Annotated in this window: 17 protein-coding genes; 9 read left to right on the top strand and 8 right to left on the bottom strand. The window is 69.6% G+C overall.

Features of this window, described 5'->3' with window-relative positions; translation table 11 throughout:
• Window positions 1-6 precede the first annotated feature (6 nt).
• Together secD and yajC are read right to left on the bottom strand one after the other, a co-directional pair.
• The gene (gene secD, locus ACQ5SP_RS04585; RefSeq protein ID WP_430936908.1) at window positions 7-1,668 is read right to left on the bottom strand and encodes a protein translocase subunit SecD; all 1,662 of its coding nucleotides are present in this window, start codon (window positions 1,666-1,668) and stop codon (window positions 7-9) included.
• 24 nt (window positions 1,669-1,692) lie between these two features.
• Window positions 1,693-2,016 (bottom strand): preprotein translocase subunit YajC, encoded by a 324-nt coding sequence (yajC, locus tag ACQ5SP_RS04580; protein WP_430936906.1) that lies wholly within the window; start codon window positions 2,014-2,016, stop codon window positions 1,693-1,695.
• A gap of 302 nt (window positions 2,017-2,318) precedes the next feature.
• Here yajC and serS point away from each other — a divergent pair, with 302 nt between their 5' ends.
• The 6 genes from serS to ACQ5SP_RS04550 all read left to right on the top strand — a co-directional run bounded on the left by serS (window position 2,319) and on the right by ACQ5SP_RS04550 (window position 7,962).
• Window positions 2,319-3,611 carry a serine--tRNA ligase gene (gene serS, locus ACQ5SP_RS04575; protein ID WP_430936904.1) on the top strand — a complete coding sequence of 431 codons (1,293 nt, stop codon included), beginning with the start codon at window positions 2,319-2,321 and terminating at the stop codon, window positions 3,609-3,611.
• 42 nt (window positions 3,612-3,653) lie between these two features.
• Window positions 3,654-4,364 (top strand): hypothetical protein, encoded by a 711-nt coding sequence (locus ACQ5SP_RS04570; RefSeq protein ID WP_430936902.1) that lies wholly within the window; start codon window positions 3,654-3,656, stop codon window positions 4,362-4,364.
• A gap of 60 nt (window positions 4,365-4,424) precedes the next feature.
• On the top strand, window positions 4,425-5,258 hold the full coding sequence (locus ACQ5SP_RS04565; protein WP_430936900.1) for a DUF6920 family protein: 834 nt from the start codon (window positions 4,425-4,427) through the stop codon (window positions 5,256-5,258).
• Between the two features lie 69 nt (window positions 5,259-5,327).
• Window positions 5,328-6,113, top strand: coding sequence for a 5'/3'-nucleotidase SurE (gene surE, locus ACQ5SP_RS04560; RefSeq protein ID WP_430936898.1), 786 nt, complete (start codon window positions 5,328-5,330; stop codon window positions 6,111-6,113).
• 20 nt (window positions 6,114-6,133) lie between these two features.
• On the top strand, window positions 6,134-6,751 hold the full coding sequence (locus ACQ5SP_RS04555) for a protein-L-isoaspartate(D-aspartate) O-methyltransferase (protein ID WP_430937175.1): 618 nt from the start codon (window positions 6,134-6,136) through the stop codon (window positions 6,749-6,751).
• Between the two features lie 53 nt (window positions 6,752-6,804).
• Window positions 6,805-7,962 (top strand): peptidoglycan DD-metalloendopeptidase family protein, encoded by a 1,158-nt coding sequence (locus ACQ5SP_RS04550; RefSeq protein WP_430936896.1) that lies wholly within the window; start codon window positions 6,805-6,807, stop codon window positions 7,960-7,962.
• A 13-nt stretch (window positions 7,963-7,975) separates the two neighbouring features.
• On the opposite strand, the gene ACQ5SP_RS04545 is transcribed toward ACQ5SP_RS04550, so the two are convergent.
• The 4 genes from ACQ5SP_RS04545 to ACQ5SP_RS04530 are packed head-to-tail and all read right to left on the bottom strand — an operon-like array spanning window position 7,976 to window position 10,618.
• A complete protein-coding gene (locus ACQ5SP_RS04545; RefSeq protein ID WP_430936894.1) occupies window positions 7,976-8,824 on the bottom strand; it encodes an ATP-binding protein in 849 nt (282 codons plus the stop codon).
• Window positions 8,821-9,726, bottom strand: coding sequence for a twin-arginine translocase subunit TatC (gene tatC / locus ACQ5SP_RS04540; protein WP_430936892.1), 906 nt, complete (start codon window positions 9,724-9,726; stop codon window positions 8,821-8,823). The genes ACQ5SP_RS04545 and tatC overlap by 4 nt, the downstream gene beginning before the upstream one ends.
• Window positions 9,723-10,373, bottom strand: a complete 651-nt coding sequence (tatB, locus tag ACQ5SP_RS04535) for a Sec-independent protein translocase protein TatB (protein WP_430936890.1) — start codon at window positions 10,371-10,373, stop codon at window positions 9,723-9,725. The genes tatC and tatB overlap by 4 nt, the downstream gene beginning before the upstream one ends.
• A gap of 23 nt (window positions 10,374-10,396) precedes the next feature.
• Entirely contained in the window at window positions 10,397-10,618 is a 222-nt protein-coding gene (locus tag ACQ5SP_RS04530) for a twin-arginine translocase TatA/TatE family subunit (RefSeq protein WP_430936888.1), read from the bottom strand.
• A gap of 212 nt (window positions 10,619-10,830) precedes the next feature.
• Here ACQ5SP_RS04530 and ACQ5SP_RS04525 point away from each other — a divergent pair, with 212 nt between their 5' ends.
• Window positions 10,831-11,208 (top strand): rhodanese-like domain-containing protein, encoded by a 378-nt coding sequence (locus ACQ5SP_RS04525; protein WP_430936886.1) that lies wholly within the window; start codon window positions 10,831-10,833, stop codon window positions 11,206-11,208.
• Here ACQ5SP_RS04525 and ACQ5SP_RS04520 read toward each other — a convergent pair.
• Both ACQ5SP_RS04520 and ACQ5SP_RS04515 read right to left on the bottom strand, forming a co-directional pair.
• Complete coding sequence (locus ACQ5SP_RS04520; RefSeq protein WP_430936884.1) at window positions 11,205-12,320, bottom strand: ABC transporter ATP-binding protein; 1,116 nt, start codon at window positions 12,318-12,320, stop codon at window positions 11,205-11,207. The two genes, ACQ5SP_RS04525 and ACQ5SP_RS04520, sit on opposite strands and share 4 nt — an antisense overlap.
• A gap of 91 nt (window positions 12,321-12,411) precedes the next feature.
• Entirely contained in the window at window positions 12,412-13,191 is a 780-nt protein-coding gene (locus ACQ5SP_RS04515; RefSeq protein ID WP_430936882.1) for an SDR family oxidoreductase, read from the bottom strand.
• A gap of 155 nt (window positions 13,192-13,346) precedes the next feature.
• Here ACQ5SP_RS04515 and ACQ5SP_RS04510 point away from each other — a divergent pair, with 155 nt between their 5' ends.
• Window positions 13,347-14,954: a peptide chain release factor 3 gene (locus ACQ5SP_RS04510; RefSeq protein WP_430936880.1), complete on the top strand. Its 1,608-nt coding sequence runs from the start codon at window positions 13,347-13,349 to the stop codon at window positions 14,952-14,954.
• A 132-nt stretch (window positions 14,955-15,086) separates the two neighbouring features.
• Window positions 15,087-17,300 carry a Hint domain-containing protein gene (locus ACQ5SP_RS04505; protein ID WP_430936878.1) on the top strand — a complete coding sequence of 738 codons (2,214 nt, stop codon included), beginning with the start codon at window positions 15,087-15,089 and terminating at the stop codon, window positions 17,298-17,300.
• The last annotated feature ends 360 nt before the right edge of the window (window positions 17,301-17,660 follow it).

Below are 17,660 nucleotides of genomic sequence, written 5' to 3'. Positions count from 1 at the left end.
CTCTCCTCATACCGCGATGGTCTTGGGCCGGCGCCGCTCGAACCACATGATGACGAACAGCCGGGTGACGAAGAGCGCCGTGAAGACCGAGGTCATGATCCCGAGCCCGAGCGTGACCGCAAAGCCCCGCACCGGCCCCGAGCCCATGGCGAACAGGATCACCGCCGCGATGAAGGTCGTGATGTTGGCGTCCAGAATGGCCGAGAACGCCTTTTCATAGCCGAGATCGATGGCCCGCGACGGCCCCTTGGCCGTTTTCAGCTCTTCGCGGATACGCTCGAAGACGAGCACGTTGGCATCCACCGCCATGCCGATGGTCAGCACGATCCCGGCGATGCCCGGCAGGGTCAGCGTGGCCCCGATGGCCGACAGCAGCCCGAAGATCAGCGCGACGTTCGTCAGCAGCGCCAGATTGGCAAAGAGCCCGAAGAGCCCGTAGCTGGCCGCCATGAAGACCAGCACGCCGGCGAAGGCCACCAGGCTGGCGATGCGGCCGGCCTCGATACTGTCCTGGCCAAGCTCGGGGCCGATGGTGCGTTCCTCGAGGAAAACCATCTCGGCCGGCAGCGCGCCCGCGCGCAGCAGGACGGCCAGCTCGGTCGATTCCTCGACCGTGAAATTGCCAGTGATGATGCCCGAGCCGCCGGGAATATGGTCCTGGATCACCGGGGCCGAGATCACCTCCTCGTCGAGCACGATGGCGAAGGGCGAGCCGATATTCTCGGCGGTGTAGTTGCCGAACTTGCGCGCGCCCGTGGGATCGAAGCGGAAATTCACCGCCGGCCGGCCGTTCTGGTCGAAGGCCGGCTGCGCGTCGGTCAGCTCCTCGCCGGTGACGACGGGCGTCTGCTCGACGACGTAATAGGTCCCTTCCTGGTCCATGGACGGGTAGAGCGCGTTGCGCGCACCGGGGGCGGCCTCGGCATTGTCGGTGCGCCGCACCACGGGATGGAAGGTCAGGCGCGCCGTCGTGCCGATCAGGCTTTTCAGCTCCTCCGCCGAGCCGATGCCGGGCACCTGGATCAGGATGCGGTCGGTGCCCTGCCGCTGGATCGTCGGCTCACGCGTGCCGACCTCGTCGACGCGGCGGCGGATGATCTCGAGCGACTGCTGGATCGTCCGGTTCTGCGTCGCGACGCGCTCGGCATCCGTCAGGCGGACGACGACCTCGTCGCCGTCGGCCGAGACCTCGATGTTCATCTGACCGACGCCACTCAGGCTCGAGACGGGCTGGGCCATGCCCCGCACGGCCTGCACGGCCGCCTGGATGTTGTCGGGGGTCGAGATCCGCACCCTGAGCTCGTCGGCCGCGCCGTCCTGGCGGCGGATCGTGCCCACGGTCTCGCGTTCCTCGCGCAGAAGGTCGCGCACTTCCGGCCACATGGCGTCCAGCCGGCTGGCATAGACGTCTTCCATCTGGACCTCGGCCAGCAGATGCGCGCCACCGCGCAGATCGAGTCCGAGATTGATGATGGTGGCCGGCATCCAGTCGGGCCAGCGGGCCGCGGCGCTCTCCAGCTCGGGGCCGGACTGGCCGGCCTCGAGCGACTTGACCGCATCGTTGTGACTCTCGACCCGCTCGTAGAACAGGTTCGGCATCGCGAAGAGGATGCCGAGCGCGCAGAGCGCCCAGATCAGCACCCGCTTCCAGAGGGGAAAGTGCAGCATCGAAGCTCCTGCGGCCCTGCGGCGTCAGCTGGCGGGCTCGGTCTTGTTCAGAACCTGGGCGATGGTCTGCTTGACCACCCGGACCTTGACGCCCTCGGCGATTTCGACCTCGACCTCGTTGTCATCCTTGACCTTGGTCACCTTGCCGATCATGCCGCCCTGGGTGACGATCTGGTCACCGCGCCGCAGCGCTTCGACCATGGCCTTGTGTTCCTTGAGCTTTTTCTGCTGCGGACGGATCAGCAGGAAATACATGATCGCGAAGATCAGGATCAGCGGGATGAAGCTGGCGAAGGCGCCCCCGGCCCCACCACCGGCGGCCTGCGCATAGGCTGGGGTGACTAGCATGTTCGGTCCTCATGTGAATATGGGCGGGAACCCCCGCCGGAATTTCGGCGCACCCTACTCGCGGCGCCGGGGCTTGGCAAGGCGATGCGGCGGGCGCCCGCGGGGCAGGTGTGCAAGGGCTTCATGGCCTTTCAAGCTAGGGTGCGCCGCGGGTCGTGGACAGGGGGGTGGGCGTTATGGCGCAGGCCCGGCGCGGCCCCGGCGCCGGGCCGGCAGCGCCCGCGCGCCCCGTCCCCTACACCCGGCGCGAAATCTGGTGCATAAGCGGCGGGAAACGAGTCGATCAGCCAGGGACGCATCACATGCATGACATACGCCTGATCCGCGAGACCCCCGAGGCCTTCGATGCCGCGCTGGCGCGGCGCGGGCTGGCGCCCGTCTCGGCCGAACTGCTGGCCATCGACGCGGCACGCCGCGCCAGGATCCTGGCCGCCGAGACCGCCCAGGCCGAGCGCAACGCCGCCTCCAAGGAGGTGGGCGCGGCCAAGGCCCGCGGCGACGAGGCGGAATTCGATCGCCTGCGCGCGCTCGTGGCCGAGAAGAAGGACGAGATCGCCCGGCTCGAGGACGAGGCCAAGGCCGAAGACGCGAAACTGCGCGAGCGGCTGATGGAGTTGCCGAACCTGCCGCGCGAGGATGTTCCCGAGGGCGCGGACGAGGCCGACAATGTCGAACTCCGCCGCGTGGGCACGCCCCCGGTCTTCGACTTCGCGCCGAAGGAGCATTTCGAGATCGCGGGCGTCAAGCCGGGCATGGACTTCGAGACCGCGGCCAAGCTCTCGGGATCGCGCTTCGTGGTCATGTCCGGGTCGGTCGCGCGCATCCACCGGGCGCTGGCGCAGTTCATGCTCGACACCCATATCGAGGAGAACGGCCTGACCGAGACCTGGACGCCCGTGCTGGTACGCGACGAGATGATGTACGGCACCGGGCAGCTGCCCAAGTTCGGCGAGGACAGCTACAGGACCACCAATGGCTGGTGGCTCGTCCCGACGGCCGAGGTGACGCTGACCAACATCGTCAGCGGCCTCGTCCTGGAAGAGGACGACCTGCCCCGGCGCTATGTCGCCCACACCCAGTGCTTCCGCTCCGAGGCCGGGAGCGCCGGCAAGGACACCGCCGGCATGCTCCGCCAGCACCAGTTCGAGAAGGTCGAGATGGTGTCCGTCACCCATCCCGAAGCCTCGGATGACGAGCTGGAGCGCATGACCCGCTGCGCCGAGGGGATCCTCGAGAAACTCGGGCTGGCCTATCGCACGGTCGTGCTCTGCACCGGCGACATGGGTTTCGGGGCGCGGCGCACCCACGACATCGAGGTGTGGCTGCCCGGCCAGGACACCTATCGCGAGATCAGTTCGGTCTCGGTCTGCGGCGATTTCCAGGCGCGGCGCATGAACGCCCGCTTCAAGCCCGCGGGCGGCGGCAAGCCGGAATTCCTGCACACGCTGAACGGGTCGGGGCTGGCGGTGGGGCGGTGTCTCATCGCCGTGCTGGAAAACGGCCAGCAGGCGGACGGGTCGGTGACGCTGCCGGGCGTTCTGGCCTCCCGGCTCGGCGGCAAGACCACCCTGACGCCCGACGGCCGGCTTGCCTGATCCCGGCCCGGCGTCCAACCGAGGAGGCGCCCGAGGATGCGCATGAAAGCCATACTGGTGCTGACCGCGGCGATCGCCTTTGCCGCGGCCCCCTTCCAGTTTCCCGAATTCCGCGGCTTCGACCCGGATCTCTACCCGGTGCCGCAGGTCGATCCCCCGGTGCAGCCCGCGGGCTACGCCTTCGGGATCTGGGGGGTGATCTACCTGTGGCTGCTGGGCCATGCGGGATACGGTCTTTTCGCCCGTGCCGACGACGCGGCCTGGGACATCACGCGCTGGCCGATGATCGTGAGCCTCGTGATCGGGGCGGCCTGGCTGGGCGTCGCGCTGACGAGCCCGCTCTGGGCGACGCTGCTGATCTGGGTCATGCTGGTCGCGGCGCTGGCGGCGCTCTTCCCGGCCGCGCGGGGCGGCGACCGGGCCTGGCTCGCGCTGCCCGTCGGACTCTATGCCGGCTGGCTCACCGCGGCCAGCTGGGTCGCGATCGGTCTGACCGGCGCGGGCTACGGCATCGGGCCGGGCCAGACCGGCTGGGCGGTGATCGGCCTTGCCGGCGCCATCGCCATGGCCGCGGCGGTGCAGTACCGGCTGCCGCGCACCCCCAGCTACGGAATCGCGGCGGTCTGGGCACTGGTCGCGGTGGTGGTGCGCAACTTCGGCACGGCGCCGGGGCTTGCGGCGCTGGCCGCGCTCGGCGCATTGGCGCTTGCCGGGCTGCTGGGCTGGCAATGGCGCTTGCAGCGCGGCAGCTGACGCGTATCAAGGAGGGGTTCCCGGCGGGCGTTCGGCCTGCCGCGTATCCGGAGGCCCGCGATGACCACGGCACTCGGCGTCGTTCTGTTCCTCCTGCTGGCGGTGGCCGCGGCCGCGGCCACGCTGCGGCTCGGGTTTGCCCGGCGGATCCGGGCACTTGAACGGGCGGCGATCGCGCCCGATCTGCGCCCGGTGCGCGGCCTGCCGGACGCGCTGGCGCCCCTGGCGGAGCTGACCGACGAGCCGCTGCCCGAAGAGGCCGTCGCGATCCGGCTCCACCAGACCGGGGAGATGCGGCTTTCCGAGGACAAGCCGTGGCAGCCCTTCACCGCCGAACAGGTGATCTCGCTGACCAAGCCCGCCTTCGCCTGGGCGGCCCGGATCCGCGTTGCGCCCGGGGTCTCGGTCGTGGTGCTCGATGCCTTCGACGGGACGGACGGGCATCTCGAGGCCCGCCTCGCGGGGATCCTGCCCGTGGCCCGCGCCGACGGGACCGGTGTCGCCGAGGCGGAGGCCCAGCGCTACCTGGCCGAACTGGCCTGGGCGCCCGGCGCGCTGGCCCGGAACGGCCATATCGACTGGCGCGCGACGCCGAGCGGCGTGACGGCCGCCACCCTGGCCGCCAGGCACATCGCCAAGGTAGAGCTGCGCCTGACGGATGACGGGCTGATCGACGCCGCCGGCAGCCCGGCCCGGCGCCGGGGCACGGGGCCCGACGCCCCGGCCGAGCCCTGGGGCGGTGTCTTCGACGACTGGGGCGAGATCGGCGGGCTGGTCATGCCCGCCCGCGCCGAGGTGTTCTGGGATCCGCCCGGCGCGCGCTTCGCCTATTTCCGCGGCCGTGTGACCCGCGCGGTGCCGCTCGATGCGGCGGGGCGTCCGATCGGCGCCTGACCGGCCGACCGCCGCTTTACGCCTGCCCGGCTCTGGCCTAAGAGTGCGGTAGCGGCAAACGGGGGCAGGATGCGCATTCTCATCACCAATGACGACGGGATCAACGCGCCGGGGCTGGCGGTGCTCCAGGAGATCGCGACCGAGCTGGCCGGCCCGGGCGGCGAGGTCTGGACCGTCGCGCCCGCCTTCGAGCAATCGGGCGTCGCGCACTGCATCTCCTACACCCATCCGACGATGATCGCCCAACTCGACGAGCGCCGCTTCGCCGCCGAGGGCTCGCCGGCCGACTGCGTGCTGGCGGGGCTGCATGACGTGCTGGCCGGCGGCAAGCCGGATCTCGTGCTCTCGGGGGTCAACCGCGGCAACAACGCCGCCGAGAACGCGCTCTACTCGGGCACCATCGGCGGTGCCATGGAAGGGGCGCTGCACGGGATGAAATCCGTGGCGCTGTCGCAGTATTACGGACCCGACAATCTGGGGCTCGACGACCCGTTCGAGGCCGCGCGCGCCCACGGCGTGCAGGTCATCCGCGCCCTGCTTGAAAAGGGCATCTGGCATGATGCCGATTACGGTGTCTTCTACTCCGTCAATTTCCCGCCGATTTCGGCCGGGGCGGTCAAGGGCACGCGGATCGCCCCGCAAGGCTACCGCCACGACACGAATTTCTCCGTCGACCCGCATTACTCGCCGTCGGGGCGCAAGTTCCTCTGGGTCAAGGGCGGCCCACAGCACACGCCGACCGCGCCGGGCACCGATGCGGCCGTCAATCTCGACGGGTTCATCTCGGTCACGCCGATGCGCGCCGACCTGACCGCGCATGACGTGCTCGACACGCTGAAGGACCGCTTCCAGTGACCGACGACGCCGAGCGGATCATGCGCTTCGTCTACGCGCTCCGCTCGAAGGGCGTCACCGACAAGCGCGTTCTGACGGCGATGGAACGGATCGACCGCCGCGCCTTCGTGCGCGGGCTCTTTGCCCACCGCGCCGAAGAGGACATGCCGCTGCCCATCGCCTGCGGCCAGACGATCAGCCAGCCCTCGGTGGTGGGGCTGATGACCCAGGCGCTCGACGTGCAGCCGCGCAACAAGGTGCTCGAGATCGGCACCGGGTCCGGCTACCAGGCCGCGGTCCTGAGCCAGCTCGGCCGGCGGGTCTATACGATCGACCGCCACCGACGCCTGGCGCGCGAGGCCGAGGCGACCTTCGAGTCGCTCGGGCTGACAAACATCACCGTCATCACCGGCGACGGCAGCCGCGGCCTGCCCGAACAGGCGCCGTTCGACCGCATCATCGTGACCGCCGCGGCCGAGGATCCCCCCGGCCCCCTCTTGGCGCAACTGCGCGAGGGCGGTATCATGGTCGTGCCGGTGGGACAGTCGGACACGGTGCAGCGCCTGATCAGGGTCGAACGCACCGCGTCGGGCTTCGAGTATACCGAGCTCAGGGCGGTGCGGTTCGTGCCGCTCGTCGAAGGGATCGCCGGAGACTGACCAAGGCCCGGCCACAAGGGCCGCCCAGACGCCTGGAATTGAGGACGGAGCACATGCCCGAGACCGCCGGCCGCCGCGCCACCCGCCTTGTCGCCACCACCGCCCTGCTCGCGCTGCTTGCCGCCTGCGGGCGGGACGTCGACTTCCGCCAGCTCGGCCCGGACCTGCGGTCGCGCGAGCCCGTGCGTACCGAGACCGAGCCGCGCCCGGAACCGGACGCCCGCGGCGTGATCTCTTATCCCGGCTACCAGATGGCCGTGGCCCGGGGCGGCGACACCGTGACGGACGTGGCCGACCGCGTCGGCATCCCGCCGCGGGAACTCGCGCGGTTCAACGGGCTGGAGCCAGGCTACCGCCTGCGCCCGGGCGAGATTCTGGCGCTGCCCTCGCGCGTGGCCGCGGGAACGCCCGGCACGGCCGGCACCGGACGCGGGCTCGACATCGAAAGCATCGCGACAGAGGCGATCGACCGCGCCGGCGACGGGCGCGGGCAGCCCGACCGGCGCACCGCCGAGACGCGGGACGGGATCGAGCCGGTCCGCCACCAGGTCGAGCGCGGTGAGACCGCCTATTCCATCGCGCGGCTCTACAATGTCTCGGTCCGCGCCTTGGCGGACTGGAACGGACTGGGCCCCGATCTCGAGGTGCGCGAGGGCCAGTACCTTCTGATCCCGCTCGCCGTCGAGGAAGAGCGCCAGGCGCCCCGCCGCCAGGCCGCGGCCGCGCCGAGCCGGCCCGGCGAAGGGTCCCCGGCGCCGGAACCGCCCAGCGCCAGCAGCCCCCTGCCCGAGGAAGTCGAGAGCGCGGAACTGCCCGCGTCACCCGCGCTGGCCGAACAGGACAGCGCGCCGGCCGACGACTCGCGCTTCCTGCGTCCCGTCGGCGGCGAGGTCATCCGCGGCTACGCCCCGGGCGAGGGCAGCGACGGCGTCGATTTCGCGGCCGCGCCGGGAACCGCCGTCAAGGCCGCGGACGATGGCGAGGTCGCGCTAATCTCGCGCTCGGTGGGGCAGAGCACCATCGTGCTGATCCGCCATGGCGAGAACCTCTACACGGTGTATTCCAACGTGGTCGACGTGAGCGTCGAGAAGGGCGAGACGGTGCGGCGCGGCCAGCCCGTCGCCAGCGTGGCCGATGCCAGCCCGAGCTTCCTGCATTTCGAAGTGCGCCGCGGAACCGAGGCCATAGACCCGATGCCGTTCCTGAACTGACGCGGCGGCGGGCTCAGCCGAGCCGGATCGGCACGCCGCGCCGCGCCGCGAGATCGGTGAAATACTGCCAGGCGACCCGGCCCGACCGGGCGCCACGGGTCTGCTGCCACTCGATCGCCTCGGCGCGCAGCGTCGCGTCGTCGATCTCCACGCCCCAGGCATCGCAGTAGCGGCGGATCATCTCGAGATAGGCGTCCTGGTCGCAGGGGTGGAACCCGAGCCAGAGGCCGAATCGGTCCGAGAGCGAGACCTTCTCCTCCACCGCTTCCGACGGGTTGATCGCCGTGGAGCGTTCGTTCTCGATCATGTCGCGCGGCATCAGGTGGCGGCGGTTCGATGTGGCGTAGAAGATCACGTTGTCCGGCCGCCCCTCGACGCCGCCGTCGAGCACCGCCTTGAGCGACTTGTAATGGCTGTCGTCATGGCCGAAGGACAGGTCGTCGCAGAACAGGATGAACCGGCAGGGCGCGGCGCGCAACAGGTGCAGAAGCCGCCCGATCGACGGCAGGTCCTCGCGCAGGACCTCAACCAGTTTCAGCTCCGGCGCCATGGCCGCGGCCTCGGCATGGACGGCCTTCACCAGCGAGGACTTGCCCATCCCGCGCGACCCCCAGAGCAGGGCGTTGTTGGCCGGCAGGCCCTGCGCGAAATGGCGGGTGTTCTCCAGCAGGATGTCCGACGCGCGGTCGATCCCCACGAGCAGCGACAGCGGGATGCGGTTGACCGCGCCGACGGGTTCCAGCCTGTCGGGCGACACGTGCCAGACGAAAGCCTCGGCACCGGCGTAGTCCGGGGCGGCCGCCGGGGCGGGGTTCATCCGCTCCAGCGCGGCGGCGATCCGCTCCAGCACGTCCCCGGTCATTTGTCGTCGTCGTCGCCCAGCAGCTCGTCGGCCTCGGCCTCGAAATCGTCGTCCTCGTCGTCGAGGATCCCCTCCTCGCGCAGCCGCGCGTCGCGGTCACGCTCGACCCGGCGGACCAGCCAGATGGACAACTCGTAAAGCCCGTAGACCACGACGAAGAGAATGACCTGGGTGATGACGTCGGGCGGCGTGACCAGCGCGGCGAGCACCAGGATGGCGACCACCGCGTATTTGCGCACCTCGCCCAGGCCCTGCGACGACACCAGCCCCGCCTTGCCCATCAGCGTCAGCAGCACCGGCAGCTGGAAGCAGAGCCCGAAGGCCAAGATGAACTTGATCGTCAGCGACAGGTATTCCTGCACCGAGCCCTGGAAGGTTATGCCGGCCTGCGCCAGCGCGCCGGCCTCGCCCTCTGCGCCGCCGCCCCCCGTCAGCGCGCCCGGCTGCTGGAAGCCCAGGAAGAAGTCGAAGGCCAGCGGGATGACGATGTAGAAGGCGAAGGAGGCGCCCAGCGCGAACATGATCGGCGAGGCCAGCAGGAACGGCAGGAACGCGCCCTTCTCGCTCTTGTAGAGGCCCGGCGCCACGAAGCGCCACATCTGGAAGGCGATATAGGGGAAGGCCAGGACGAACCCGCCGAGCAGCGAGATCCGGATCGCCACGAAGAAGCCTTCCTGCAGCTTGATCAGGATCAGCCCGCAATCCTGGTTGCGCGCCGCAAGCTGGTCGCAGATCGGCTGGGTCAGGAAGTTGAAGATCGGGTTCCAGACGGTGAAGCAGATCACCATCCCGACGATGAAGGCGGCGGCCGAATGGATCAGGCGCGTGCGCAGCTCCGCCAGATGCTCGATCAGGGGGGCGCTCGATTCCTCGATCTCGTCGTCGTCGGTGCGGTCGCTCATGATGCGTCGTCGGCCTTGCTGGATGCCTTCGACTTAGCCGCGGTTTTCCGCGCCGTCGAGGAGGATTTCTTGGCCGCGCCGCCCCCGGCCTTGGCCTTGCCCGCGGCGCCGGTCTTGGCGCGGGCCGTCTTGGCCCTGGTGCCGCCGCTTTTCGCCGCCGGCTTGGCGGGCTTGTCGGCGGCCGGCGCGTCGGCCGTATCCGCGCCATGCTCCTGCGCCGCCTCGGCGGCGCGGCGTTCGCGCGCGGCCTGCGCCGTGCGCTCGTGGATCTTCCGCGCGGCCTCGGCACGATCCTCGGCCAGCTTGGAGGTATGCGTGCCCCGGCTGTCGGCGTCGGCCTCGTCGGCCGCGTCGGACTTCACCTCGTCGCGCGTTTTCCAGCTGTCGAAATTGGTGGCTGCTTCCTTGACCTTGTCCAGCCCCATGTTGCGGGCCGACGCGGCACTGCGCAGATCGGAGGCCACGTCCTTCACGCCGGTCTCGTCCGCCGCTTCCTCGAGCGAACGCTGAAAGTCCCGGGCCATCGACCGCAGCCGGGCCGTCACCTTGCCCAGCGTGCGGAACATGCCCGGCAAGTCCTTGGGCCCCACCACGATGAGGGCCACGATTCCGACGAGGAGGAGCTCGGTCCAGCCGATATCTAACATGTGCGGATCCGGTCAGAAGGCCCTCAGGCCTTGTCTTTCTCGGTCTTTTCCTCCGGCGTGACGTCGCGGGCCTGTTCGACCGACGCGTCCTCGATTTCCTTCTGGCCATCGGAGACGCCCTTCTTGAAGGCGGTGATCCCCTTGCCGACCTCACCCATCAGCGACGAGATCTTGCCGCGCCCGAAGAGCACCAGCACGACCACGGCGATGAGAAGAAGGCCGGGAAGCCCGATATTGTTGAGCATGACTCTCTCCCTTTGCTGGGCCGGCGCAGCGCGCGCCCGCCCCAATGCGTCATCCCGCACATTTATTCACTATCGCCACCGGATCAAAGACCCAATCGGCCGCTCGGCACGATTTCTTGCCTTTCCCCGGCGCCGGGGGATTGCCGCGATGCCCGAGCGTGGCACATCCTGACCGGGGACGAAACAACGCAAATTCCAAAGGAGCGACCCGGATGAAAACGGAACAGATCGACGGCGGCACCCTCGAGACCTGGACGGTCGAGGAGGTCGAAAAAGGCCTGGCGGATCACAGCATCGTGCTGATCGACGTCCGCACGCCACCCGAATACATGTTCGAATGCATCCCCGGCGCACTGCTCGCGCCCATGTCCCATTTCGACGCGGCCCAGATGCCCGAGGAAGGCAACAAGCGGATCGTGTTTCACTGCGGCTCCGGCATCCGGTCGGGCAAGGTCGCCCAGCGATACCTGGCCGCGGGCCATGACCGCATCGCCCATCTCGAGGGCGGCTTCGGCGCCTGGAAACAGGCCAAGAAGCCCTTTATCGGGATCGACCCCGCCAGCGGCAGCCAGCGCGCGGTGAACGGCTAGCCGGCATAGGGATCGGCGACGGTCGTCTGGCGCTTGCAGGGCATCACGAAGCAGCGGTCGCGCCGGATCGACAGCCAGAGCGGCGTGCCCGGCGCCGGCAGGAACACCGCCGGGACCGTCGCCTTGATCTGGGAGCCGTCGAATTCCATGCGGAATTCGACCAGGCTCTCGGAGCCCATGAACCGCGCCCGCTCGACGACCGCGCGGGCGGGCACGCCATCCGTCGAGGTGGGGTTCGGGCCCTTGCCGCCGCGGTCGAAATCCATCTTCAGGTGCTGCGGGCGGATGATGATCTCGACATCGGTGCCGTCGACCATGCCGGGCGTCAGGAAGCGCCCGAACGGCGTCTCGGTCTGCATATTCTTGACCACGCCGTGGATCACGTTGATGTCGGAAAAGAAGGCCGCCGCCTCCTTGTCGACCGGCGCGTTGTAGATGTTGTAGGGCGCCCCGCGCTGCACGATCCGCCCCCGGCGCATCAGCAGGATCTCGTCGGCCATGCGCATCGCCTCGTCGGGCTCGTGCGTGACCAGCAGCACCGCCGTGCCCTCCGCTTTCAGCACCGAGAGCGTCTCGTCGCGGATCTCGTCGCGGAGCCGGTTGTCGAGCCCCGAAAACGGCTCGTCCATCAGCATGATCCGCGGCCGCGGCGCCAGCGCCCGGGCCAGCGCCACGCGCTGCTGCTCGCCGCCCGACAGCTCATGGGGGTATTTCTCGGCGAAGCCGGCGAGATTGACCTTGTCGAGCTGCTCACGCACGCGGGCCGCGATCTCGTCGCGCGGCCCCTTGAGCCCGAAGCCCACGTTCCCGGCGACGGAGAGATGCGGGAAAAGCGCGAAGTCCTGGAACATGAGCCCGACCGAGCGGCGCTCGGGCGGGACCTGCACGTGATCGTCGGACACGGTGCGGCCCTCGATGCGCACCGCGCCCTTGTCCTGGCGGTCGACGCCCGCGATGATGCGCAGCATGGTGGACTTGCCGCAGCCCGACGGGCCGAGCAGGCAGCTCACCTGCCCCGCCGGCACGTCCAGAGACACGTCGCGCACCACCTCGATGCCGCCGAAACGGCGCGTGAGGCCGATCGCTTCCAGCCTTGGTGTGGTTTCCGTCACCGTCTGACCTGTGCCCTGTCTTTCCCGATAGAAATAATCGGATTAGGGCCGGTTACCACCCCGCCGGCCCCCGGGCAAGCCCGTCGGACGATCAGAGCGTGCTGTTGACGGCGCCGCCGTCGAGCAGCAGGTTCTGGCCGACGATGAAGCCCGCATGCTGCGAACAGAGGAAGGCGCAGGTATGGCCGAATTCCGAGGCCGTGCCGTAGCGGCCCACCGGGATGGTGGCCTCGCGCTTGGTGCGGGCCTCGTCCAGCGTGATGCCCTCGCGCTCGGCCACGCCCGTGTCGAGCGAGACCGCGCGATCAGTGGCGTGGATGCCCGGCAGCAGGTTGTTGATGGTCACCCCCTTGCCCGCGACCTGGCGCGAGGTGCCGGCGACATAGCCGGTCAGGCCCGCCCGGGCCGAGTTCGACAGCCCCAGGACCGGGATCGGCGACTTGACCGACTGGCTGGTGATGTTCACGACCCGGCCCCAGCCGCGATCCATCATGCCGGGCACGGTCGCCTTGATCATGGCGATCGGCGCCAGCATGTTCCCATCCAGCGCCTTGATGAAATCCTCGCGGTCCCAGTCGGTCCACATGCCCGGCGGCGGACCGCCGGCATTGTTGACCAGGATATCCGGCGCACCGCAGGCGGCGAGGATGGCCTCGCGGCCCTCGGGCGTGGTCACGTCGGAGGCCACGGCCGTCACCTCGACGCCATATGCGCTGCGAATCGCGTCCGCCGCCTCGTTGAGCGGGCCTTCGCTGCGCGCGTTCATCACCAGGTTTACGCCGGCCTCGGCCAGCGCCTCGGCGCAGCCGCGCCCGAGACCCTTGGACGATGCACAGACGATGGCCCATTTGCCCGAAATTCCCAGATCCACGGCTGATCCTCCCTCGCTCCGCTTCTTTCATGCCTTGGTTTGGCACCCCCGGCGCCGAAGTGCAACTTGGCGATCGCGCGGTGACCGCGCAAAGCATAGGGCACCGCCGCGCCGGGGCAATTGTGCTCGGCCCCGGGCTCGCCTATATGGCGGCCATGCTCGACCGCACGCACAACGCCCCCGCCCTGCCGCCCGAGATCGCGCGGCGCCGCACCTTCGCGATCATCTCGCACCCCGATGCGGGCAAGACGACGCTGACGGAGAAATTCCTGCTCTATGGCGGCGCGATCCAGATGGCCGGCCAGGTCCGCGCCAAGGGCGAGGCGCGCCGGACGCGCTCGGACTACATGCAGATGGAAAAGGATCGCGGGATCTCGGTCTCGGCCTCGGCGATGTCCTTCGACTACGACGGGTATCGCTTCAACCTGGTCGACACGCCGGGCCACTCGGACTTTTCCGAGGACACCTACCGCACCCTGACGGCGGTGGACGCCGCGATCATGGTGATCGACGGCGCCAAGGGCGTGGAAAGCCAGACGCGCAAGCTCTTCGAGGTCTGCCGCCTGCGCGACCTGCCGATCCTGACCTTCTGCAACAAGATGGACCGCGAGAGCCGCGACACCTTCGAGATCATCGACGAGATCCAGGAAAACCTGGCCATCGACGTGACACCGGCGAGCTGGCCCATCGGCATGGGGCGCGATTTCATCGGCTCGTACGACATGCTGAACGATCGGCTGGAGCTGATGGAACGCGCCGACCGCAACGTGGTGGCCGAGTCCATCGCCATCGAGGGGCTCGATGATCCCAAGCTGGACGAGACCATTCCCGCGCACCTGCTCGAGCAGCTGCGCGAAGAGGTCGAGATGGCGCGCGCGCTGATGCCCGCCTTCGACCGGCAGGCCTTCCTCGACGGCACGCTGACGCCGATCTGGTTCGGCTCGGCGATCAACTCCTTCGGCGTGAAGGAGCTGATGGACGGGATCGGGAATTTCGGCCCCGAACCCCAACCCCAGACGGCCGAGCCACGCCAGGTCACTCCGGACGAGGGCAAGGTCACCGGCTTCGTCTTCAAGGTGCAGGCGAACATGGATCCCAAGCATCGCGACCGCGTGGCCTTCCTGCGGCTGGGATCGGGTCATTTCAAGCGCGGCATGAAGCTGACCCATGTGCGCTCGAAGAAGCCGATGGCGATCTCCAGCCCGGTGCTGTTCCTCGCGGCCGACCGGGAACTCGCCGAAGAGGCCTGGGCCGGCGACATCATCGGCATTCCGAACCACGGGCAGCTGCGGATCGGCGACACCCTGACCGAGGGCGAGGCGCTGCGCTTCACCGGCATCCCGTCCTTCGCGCCGGAGCTGCTTCAAAGCTGCCGCGCCGGCGACCCGATGAAGGCCAAGCATCTCGACAAGGCGCTGATGCAGTTCGCCGAGGAAGGCGCGGCCAAGGTCTTCAAGCCGGCGATCGGCGCGGGCTTCATCGTGGGCGTCGTCGGCCAGCTGCAATTCGAGGTGCTGGCCAGCCGGATAGAGCAGGAATACGGCCTGCCCGTGCGCTTCGAGCCGACGCAGTTCACCAGCGCCCGCTGGGTGTCGGGCCCGAAGGCCGATCTCGACCGGTTCGTCAACGCCAACAAGGGGCACATCGCCCATGACCATGACGGCGACCCGGTCTACCTGACCCGGCTGCAATGGGACATCGACCGGGTGGAACGCGACTACCCGGACCTGACGCTTTCCGCGACCAAGGAAATGCAGGTCTGAACGGCGCCGCCGGCGCCGGCGGCGCGGCGGCGGCGGCTTCAATCAACCGGAAACCCATTTCCCGCAAACTATCCCGAACGAGAGCCGGACCCGCCCTTGGTGGAGCGGCGGCCAGACACCCGGGGCACGGGCATGGGATACAGGTTCATCGGCGCGGCGGGCGACTACGCCGGCGGGTCGCTCAACTTCACCGACGATATCGACGGCGACGGCCGCGCCGAGATCCTGATCGGCGCGACTGGATCCGATGCGGGCGGCGCGAATTCCGGCGCGGTCTACCTGCTCACCTCCACCGATCTGGCCGCACTCGATGCCGCCGACGGCGCCCGGGACTTCGAGATCGATCTCGGCCTCGTGGGGGCGGCGGGCGGCTACCGGATCGCCGGGGAAGCGGCCGCCGACTTCGCCGGAACCACCGTCGCTGGCATCGGCGACGTGGACGGCGGCGGCACCGGCGATTTCCTGATCGGGGCACGCGGCGCCTTTTTCGATGCCGACGACGATGCCGGGCGGACCTACCTGATCAGCGCCGAAAACCTGGACGTGCTGGACGGCGCCGACGGGGCGGTCGACGGAATCATCGACCCTGGCAACACCGGGTCCGCCGGGGGCTACCTGATCGGTGGCGAGGACGTGCAGGACTATTCCGGCGCCGTCGTCTCGTCGGCCGGCGACGTTGACGGCGACGGGCTGGAAGACCTGCTGATCGGCGCCGCCAGGGCCGACGGCATGGATGGCGCGGCCTATCTGCTGCCCGCCGCCGATCTCGCGGCGATCGACGCGGCAGATGGCGCGACCGACGGCCAGATCGACCTGGAAAATGTCGGTTCCGCGGGCGGCTACAGCTTCGGCACCTCCGGCAGTTACGAGTGGCTCGGCCATAAAATATCGTCTGCCGGCGATCTCGATGGCGACACCGCGCCTTTTGCCGATTACGGCGGAAGCTACGCGGGCGACATCTATCTTGTCACGGCCGCCGACCTCGCCGGCCTCGATGCTGCAGACGGCAGCACCGACGGCGATATCGACGTCGCGCATGTCGGTCCCGCCGGCGGTTTCGTGATCCGGGGCGATAGCGACGACCGGCTCGGAATCCAATCTGTCGTCGGCGGGGATGTCGATGACGACGGCCTCGGCGATCTGTTGATCGGCACCGGCTCCTATGCCCCTTACGACGCCTATTTCCTGACCGGTGCCGGGCTGACCACGATGGACGGGGCCGACGGGGCCACGGATGGCGTCATCAGCCTTGACCACACGGCGGCCGCGGGCGGCTATGTCTTCCAGGAAGCCCATGCCTCCGACTATGCCGGGGAAACGCTCTCCTTCGCCGGCGATGTCGACGGCGACGGTTTGGGCGACCTGCTGATCGGCGCGCCCGGCGCCTCCTACGGCGGATCGGACAGTGGCGCGCTTTACCTGCTGCCTCAGGCCGATCTCGGCGCGCTGGACGCGGCCGACGGGGCGACCGACGGCGTGATCGACCTGGCCCATGCTGGCAGCGCCGGGGGCTACGTGTTGAGCGGGGCCAGTGCGGACGACCAGGTCGGCGACGGTGGTGGCCAACTGACCTCGGGCGATTTCGACGGCGACGGGTTGGGCGATCTGCTCATCGGCGCGCGGCAGGCCGAGGGCGGCGGCGCGGGCTCCGGCGAGGTCTACCTCGTGCCGGCCGGTCAGCTCGACGCGATGGACGCCGCCGACGGCAGCCTTGACGGGCAGATCAGCCTCGCGAACGCCCCGGTTTGCTTCGTGCGCGGCACCCGGATCCTCACCGACCGGGGCGAGGTGGCGGTGGAACATCTCCGCCCCGGCGACCGGGTGATCACGCTGGATGACGGGCCGCGGCCGGTGGTCTGGATCGCCTCGGCCACCCGCCGCGCCCGGGGCCGCATGGCGCCGGTGCGGATCGCCGCCGGCGCGCTGGGCAACACCCGCGACCTCTGGGTCTCGCCGCAGCACCGGATTCTGGTGCGTGGCCCGGACGGGGCCGAGGGGTTCCGCCCCGCGATCCACCTGGTCGATGGCCGGGCGATCCGGCAGGTCGCGGGCGGCACGGTCACCTATTTCCACCTGATGTGCGCCCGCCACCAGGTGCTCCTGGCCGAGGGCACCCCCGCCGAAAGCTTCTTTCCCGGCCCCGAGGCCTGGAAAAGCCTGCCGCCCGCGGCGCGCGCCGAGCTGCTGGGCCTCTTCCCCGGCCTCGCCCCCGCCGCCGCGACCAGGCCAAGCGGACGCCCCGGCCCGCCCCCCGTGCCCGGTTTCGGCCCGCTGGCCCGGCCGGTGTTGCCGCGGCCCGCCTCCGCGCGGCCGATGGTGCGCGCCGTCTCGACCGTTCCGGCCTGAGCCGGCTGCTCCGGCCAGGCTGGTGGCGGTCCCATCCATCCGCCGGCGCTGCGGCGGGTCGGCGTCGCGGTGATCTGCGCGGGGCGGCTGCCGATCCCCTTCGCCCCGGTGCCGTTTCCGGCCTTCGGGATCGGGCTGACGGCGCGCCTGCTCGGGCCCGGCCTGACGGCCCGCGACGGCGCCGCAACGCGGATCGGCTTCGCTGCGCTGGCATGGGTGATGGGAAAGATCGCCTTCCGGTTGACACAACCTACCCTTTTTAGGGTGAGAAATCGCCGCAACTGCCCGATATGGCGCAAAAACCCGCGCCGCACGTTGACCAGTCCCGGCGATTCGCGTAGGGAAACGGTGTCGACGGCA

Source organism: Rhodovulum sp. YNF3179 (assembly GCF_050586465.1).
Taxonomy (GTDB): Bacteria; Pseudomonadota; Alphaproteobacteria; order Rhodobacterales; family Rhodobacteraceae; genus CAJXYS01.
The sequence above is the reverse complement of the archived record's forward strand: the minus strand, read 5'-3'. Positions and strand labels throughout refer to the sequence as shown.